Here is a 5,513-nt window from a genome sequence, read left to right as displayed (position 1 = left end):
TTCCACTGCAACAACTGAACGGACTGGAAACACTGGTCATAATCATGGTGGCGAATAAGTACGCGTTCTTGCAAATCACCAGAAGGCGGTTCCTGAATGAATGGGAAGCCTTCAAGAAGGTGATAAGCAGGAGAAACATACGAAGGCGCATAACGATACCACTGACCCTCAGCAATCTTAAACTTCTTAGACGAATCACCAGAACGGAAAACATCCTTCATAGAAATTTCACGCGGCGGCAAGTTGCCATACAAAACAGGGTCGCCAGCAATATCGGTATAAGTCAAAGCACCTTTAGCGTTAAGGTACTGAATCTCTTTAGTCGCAGTAGGCGGAAAACGAACAAGCGCAAGAGTAAACATAGTGCCATGCTCAGGAACAAAGAAACGCGGCACAGAATGTTTATAGGTCTGTTGAACACGACCAGAAAACTGGCCTAACGACGTTTGGTCAGTTCCATCAACATCATAGCCAGATGCCCAGAGATTAGAGCGCATGACAAGTAAAGGACGGTTGTCAGCGTCATAAGAGGTTTTACCTCCAAATGAAGAAATAACATCATGGTAACGCTGCATGAAGTAATCACGTTCTTGGTCAGTATGCAAATTAGCATAAGCAGCTTGCAGACCCATAATGTCAATAGATGTGGTAGAAGTCGTCATTTGGCGAGAAAGCTCAGTCTCAGGAGGAAGCGGAGCAGTCCAAATGTTTTTGAGATGGCAGCAACGGAAACCATAACGAGCATCATCTTGATTAAGCTCATTAGGGTTAGCCTCGGTACGGTCAGGCATCCACGGCGCTTTAAAATAGTTGTTATAGATATTCAAATAACCCTGAAACAAATGCTTAGGGATTTTATTGGTATCAGGGTTAATCGTGCCAAGAAAAGCGGCATGGTCAATATAACCAGTAGTGTTAACAGTCGGGAGAGGAGTGGCATTAACACCATCCTTCATGAACTTAATCCACTGTTCACCATAAACGTGACGATGAGGGACATAAAAAGTAAAAATGTCTACAGTAGAGTCAATAGCAAGGCCACGACGCAATGGAGAAAGACGGAGAGCGCCAACGGCGTCCATCTCGAAGGAGTCGCCAGCGATAACCGGAGTAGTTGAAATGGTAATAAGACGACCAATCTGACCAGCAAGGAAGCCAAGATGGGAAAGGTCATGCGGCATACGCTCGGCGCCAGTTTGAATATTAGACATAATTTATCCTCAAGTAAGGGGCCGAAGCCCCTGCAATTAAAATTGTTGACCACCTACATACCAAAGACGAGCGCCTTTACGCTTGCCTTTAGTACCTCGCAACGGCTGCGGACGACCAGGGCGAGCGCCAGAACGTTTTTTACCTTTAGACATTACATCACTCCTTCTGCACGTAATTTTTGACGCACGTTTTCTTCTGCGTCAGTAAGAACGTCAGTGTTTCCTGCGCGTACACGCAAGGTAAACGCGAACAATTCAGCGGCTTTAACCGGACGCTCGACGCCATTAATAATGTTTTCCGTAAATTCAGCGCCTTCCATGATGAGACAGGCCGTTTGAATGTTGACGGGATGAACATAATAAGCAATGACGGCAGCAATAAACTCAACAGGAGCAGGAAAGCGAGGGTATCCTACAAAGTCCAGCGTACCATAAACGCAAGCCTCAACGCAGCGACGAGCACGAGAGCGGTCAGTAGCAATCCAAACTTTGTTACTCGTCAGAAAATCGAAATCATCTTCGGTTAAATCCAAAACGGCAGAAGCCTGAATGAGCTTAATAGAGGCCAAAGCGGTCTGGAAACGTACGGATTGTTCAGTAACTTGACTCATGATTTCTTACCTATTAGTGGTTGAACAGCATCGGACTCAGATAGTAATCCACGCTCTTTTAAAATGTCAACAAGAGAATCTCTACCATGAACAAAATGTGACTCATATCTAAACCAGTCCTTGACGAACGTGCCAAGCATATTAAGCCACTTCTCCTCATCCAACGCGTCAGTTTTTGACAGAATCGTTAGTTGATGGCGAAAGGTCGCAAAGTAAGAGCTTCTCGAGCTGCGCAAGGATAGGTCGAATTTTCTCATTTTCCGCCAGCAGTCCACTTCGATTTAATTCGTAAACAAGCAGTAGTAATTCCTGCTTTATCAAGATAATTTTTCGACTCATCAGAAATATCCGAAAGTGTTAACTTCTGCGTCATGGAAGCGATAAAACTCTGCAGGTTGGATACGCCAATCATTTTTATCGAAGCGCGCATAAATTTGAGCAGATTTGTCGTCACAGGTTGCGCCGCCAAAACGTCGGCTACAGTAACTTTTCCCAGCCTCAATCTCATCTCTCTTTTTGCGTTCTGCTTCAATATCTGGTTGAACGGCGTCGCGTCGTAACCCAGCTTGGTAAGTTGGATTAAGCACTCCGTGGACAGATTTGTCATTGTGAGCATTTTCATCCCGAAGTTGCGGCTCATTCTGATTCTGAACAGCTTCTTGGGAAGTAGCGACAGCTTGGTTTTTAGTGAGTTGTTCCATTCTTTAGCTCCTAGACCTTTAGCAGCAAGGTCCATATCTGACTTTTTGTTAACGTATTTAGCCACATAGAAACCAACAGCCATATAACTGGTAGCTTTAAGCGGCTCACCTTTAGCATCAACAGGCCACAACCAACCAGAACGTGAAAAAGCGTCCTGCGTGTAGCGAACTGCGATGGGCATACTGTAACCATAAGGCCACGTATTTTGCAAGCTATTTAACTGGCGGCGATTGCGTACCCGACGACCAAAATTAGGGTCAACGCTACCTGTAGGAAGTGTCCGCATAAAGTGCACCGCATGGAAATGAAGACGGCCATTAGCTGTACCATACTCAGGCACACAAAAATACTGATAGCAGTCGGCGTGTGAATCATTAGCCTTGCGACCCTCGGCAGCAAGAACCATACGACCAATATCACGAAAATAGTCACGCAAAGCATTGGGATTATCATAAAACGCCTCTAATCGGTCGTCAGCCAACGTGAGAGTGTCAAAAACGATAAACCAACCATCAGCATGAGCCTGTCGCATTGCATTCATCAAACGCTGAATAGCAAAGCCTCTACGCGATTTCATAGTGGAGGCCTCCAGCAATCTTGAACACTCATCCTTAATACCTTTCTTTTTGGGGTAATTATACTCATCGCGAATATCCTTAAGAGGGCGTTCAGCAGCCAGCTTGCGGCAAAACTGCGTAACCGTCTTCTCGTTCTCTAAAAACCATTTTTCGTCCCCTTCGGGGCGGTGGTCTATAGTGTTATTAATATCAAGTTGGGGGAGCACATTGTAGCATTGTGCCAATTCATCCATTAACTTCTCAGTAACAGATACAAACTCATCACGAACGTCAGAAGCAGCCTTATGGCCGTCAACATACATATCACCATTATCGAACTCAACGCCCTGCATACGAAAAGACAGAATCTCTTCCAAGAGCTTGATGCGGTTATCCATCTGCTTATGGAAGCCAAGCATTGGGGATTGAGAAAGAGTAGAAATGCCACAAGCCTCAATAGCAGGTTTAAGAGCCTCGATACGCTCAAAGTCAAAATAATCAGCGTGACATTCAGAAGGGTAATAAGAACGAACCATAAAAAAGCCTCCAAGATTTGGAGGCATGAAAACATACAATTGGGAGGGTGTCAATCCTGACGGTTATTTCCTAGACAAATTAGAGCCAATACCATCAGCTTTACCGTCTTTCCAGAAATTGTTCCAAGTATCGGCAACAGCTTTATCAATACCATGAAAAATATCAACCACACCAGAAGCAGCATCAGTGACGACATTAGAAATATCCTTTGCAGTAGCGCCAATATGAGAAGAGCCATACCGCTGATTCTGCGTTTGCTGATGAACTAAGTCAACCTCAGCACTAACCTTGCGAGTCATTTCTTTGATTTGGTCATTGGTAAAATACTGACCAGCCGTTTGAGCTTGAGTAAGCATTTGGCGCATAATCTCGGAAACCTGCTGTTGCTTGGAAAGATTGGTGTTTTCCATAATAGACGCAACGCGAGCAGTAGACTCCTTCTGTTGATAAGCAAGCATCTCATTTTGTGCATATACCTGGTCTTTCGTATTCTGGCGTGAAGTCGCCGACTGAATGCCAGCAATCTCTTTTTGAGTCTCATTTTGCATCTCGGCAATCTCTTTCTGATTGTCCAGTTGCATTTTAGTAAGCTCTTTTTGATTCTCAAATCCGGCGTCAACCATACCAGCAGAGGAAGCATCAGCACCAGCACGCTCCCAAGCATTAAGCTCAGGAAATGCAGCAGCAAGATAATCACGAGTATCCTTTCCTTTATCAGCGGCAGACTTGCCACCAAGTCCAACCAAATCAAGCAACTTATCAGAAACGGCAGAAGTGCCAGCCTGCAACGTACCTTCAAGAAGTCCTTTACCAGCTTTAGCCATAGCACCAGAAACAAAACTAGGGACGGCCTCATCAGGGTTAGGAACATTAGAGCCTTGAATGGCAGATTTAATACCAGCATCACCCATGCCTACAGTATTGTTATCGGTAGCAAGCACATCACCTTGAATGCCACCGGAGGCGGCTTTTTGACCGCCTCCAAACAATTTAGACATGGCGCCACCAGCAAGAGCAGAAGCAATACCGCCAGCAATAGCACCAAACATAAATCACCTCACTTAAGTGGCTGGAGACAAATAATCTCTTTAATAACCTGATTCAGCGAAACCAATCCGCGGCATTTAGTAGCGGTAAAGTTAGACCAAACCATGAAACCAACATAAACATTATTGCCCGGCGTACGGGGAAGGACGTCAATAGTCACACAGTCCTTGACGGTATAATAACCACCATCATGGCGACCATCCAAAGGATAAACATCATAGGCAGTCGGGAGGGTAGTCGGAACCGAAGAAGACTCAAAGCGAACCAAACAGGCAAAAAATTTAGGGTCGGCATCAAAAGCAATATCAGCACCAACAGAAACAACCTGATTAGCGGCGTTGACAGATGTATCCATCTGAATGCAATGAAGAAAACCACCATTACCAGCATTAACCGTCAAACTATCAAAATATAACGTTGACGATGTAGCTTTAGGTGTCTGTAAAACAGGTGCCGAAGAAGCTGGAGTAACAGAAGTGAGAACCAGCTTATCAGAAAAAAAGTTTGAATTATGGCGAGAAATAAAAGTCTGAAACATGATTAAACTCCTAAGCAGAAAACCTACCGCGCTTCGCTTGGTCAACCCCTCAGCGGCAAAAATTAAAATTTTTACCGCTTCGGCGTTATAACCTCACACTCAATCTTTTATCACGAAGTCATGATTGAATCGCGAGTGGTCGGCAGATTGCGATAAACGGTCACATTAAATTTAACCTGACTATTCCACTGCAACAACTGAACGGACTGGAAACACTGGTCATAATCATGGTGGCGAATAAGTACGCGTTCTTGCAAATCACCAGAAGGCGGTTCCTGAATGAATGGGAAGCCTTCAAGAAGGTGATAAG

8 protein-coding genes are annotated in these 5,513 nt (G+C 44.7%); all 8 read right to left on the bottom strand.

The annotated features are described in order from the left end of the window. Positions 1–1,211, bottom strand: a 1,211-nt coding sequence (locus GPX08_RS00065) for a capsid protein (protein ID WP_084172797.1), incomplete at its 3' end; no start/stop codon positions are given. A 36-nt stretch (positions 1,212–1,247) separates the two neighbouring features. Then, complete coding sequence (locus GPX08_RS00060) at positions 1,248–1,364, bottom strand: DNA-binding protein (protein WP_000033471.1); 117 nt, start codon at positions 1,362–1,364, stop codon at positions 1,248–1,250. After that, on the bottom strand, positions 1,364–1,822 hold the full coding sequence (locus tag GPX08_RS00055) for a scaffolding protein D (protein ID WP_000084700.1): 459 nt from the start codon (positions 1,820–1,822) through the stop codon (positions 1,364–1,366). Before GPX08_RS00055 ends, GPX08_RS00060 begins: the two co-directional genes overlap by 1 nt. Continuing rightward, positions 1,819–2,079 (bottom strand): hypothetical protein, encoded by a 261-nt coding sequence (locus GPX08_RS00050; protein WP_001224515.1) that lies wholly within the window; start codon positions 2,077–2,079, stop codon positions 1,819–1,821. Before GPX08_RS00050 ends, GPX08_RS00055 begins: the two co-directional genes overlap by 4 nt. Further along, on the bottom strand, positions 2,076–3,617 hold the full coding sequence (locus GPX08_RS00045) for a DNA replication protein (RefSeq protein WP_000252566.1): 1,542 nt from the start codon (positions 3,615–3,617) through the stop codon (positions 2,076–2,078). The genes GPX08_RS00050 and GPX08_RS00045 overlap by 4 nt, the downstream gene beginning before the upstream one ends. 63 nt (positions 3,618–3,680) lie before the next feature. Further along, on the bottom strand, positions 3,681–4,667 hold the full coding sequence (locus tag GPX08_RS00040) for a Minor spike protein (RefSeq protein ID WP_000466547.1): 987 nt from the start codon (positions 4,665–4,667) through the stop codon (positions 3,681–3,683). 8 nt (positions 4,668–4,675) lie between these two features. After that, positions 4,676–5,203: a hypothetical protein gene (locus GPX08_RS00035; RefSeq protein ID WP_000487867.1), complete on the bottom strand. Its 528-nt coding sequence runs from the start codon at positions 5,201–5,203 to the stop codon at positions 4,676–4,678. Positions 5,204–5,313: 110 nt separating this feature from the next. Further along, a partial coding sequence (locus GPX08_RS00030; protein WP_001712343.1) for a hypothetical protein occupies positions 5,314–5,513 on the bottom strand: 200 nt, incomplete at its 5' end.

The sequence above is a fragment of the Clostridium tertium genome, assembly GCF_902652255.1.
Taxonomy (GTDB): domain Bacteria; phylum Bacillota; class Clostridia; order Clostridiales; family Clostridiaceae; genus Clostridium; species Clostridium tertium_A.
Note: the sequence above shows the minus strand (reverse complement) of the source record. Positions and strands in the feature narration are given on the sequence as shown.

Excerpts from the sequence above, each read along its gene's own strand:
- GPX08_RS00050 (WP_001224515.1), bottom strand. The coding sequence starts at position 2,079 with ATGAGAAAATTCGACCTATCCTTGCGCAGCTCGAGAAGCTCTTACTTT.
- GPX08_RS00060 (WP_000033471.1), bottom strand. The coding sequence starts at position 1,364 with ATGTCTAAAGGTAAAAAACGTTCTGGCGCTCGCCCTGGTCGTCCGCAG.
- GPX08_RS00055 (WP_000084700.1), bottom strand. The coding sequence starts at position 1,822 with ATGAGTCAAGTTACTGAACAATCCGTACGTTTCCAGACCGCTTTGGCC.
- GPX08_RS00040 (WP_000466547.1), bottom strand. The coding sequence starts at position 4,667 with ATGTTTGGTGCTATTGCTGGCGGTATTGCTTCTGCTCTTGCTGGTGGC.
- GPX08_RS00035 (WP_000487867.1), bottom strand. The coding sequence starts at position 5,203 with ATGTTTCAGACTTTTATTTCTCGCCATAATTCAAACTTTTTTTCTGAT.
- GPX08_RS00045 (WP_000252566.1), bottom strand. The coding sequence starts at position 3,617 with ATGGTTCGTTCTTATTACCCTTCTGAATGTCACGCTGATTATTTTGAC.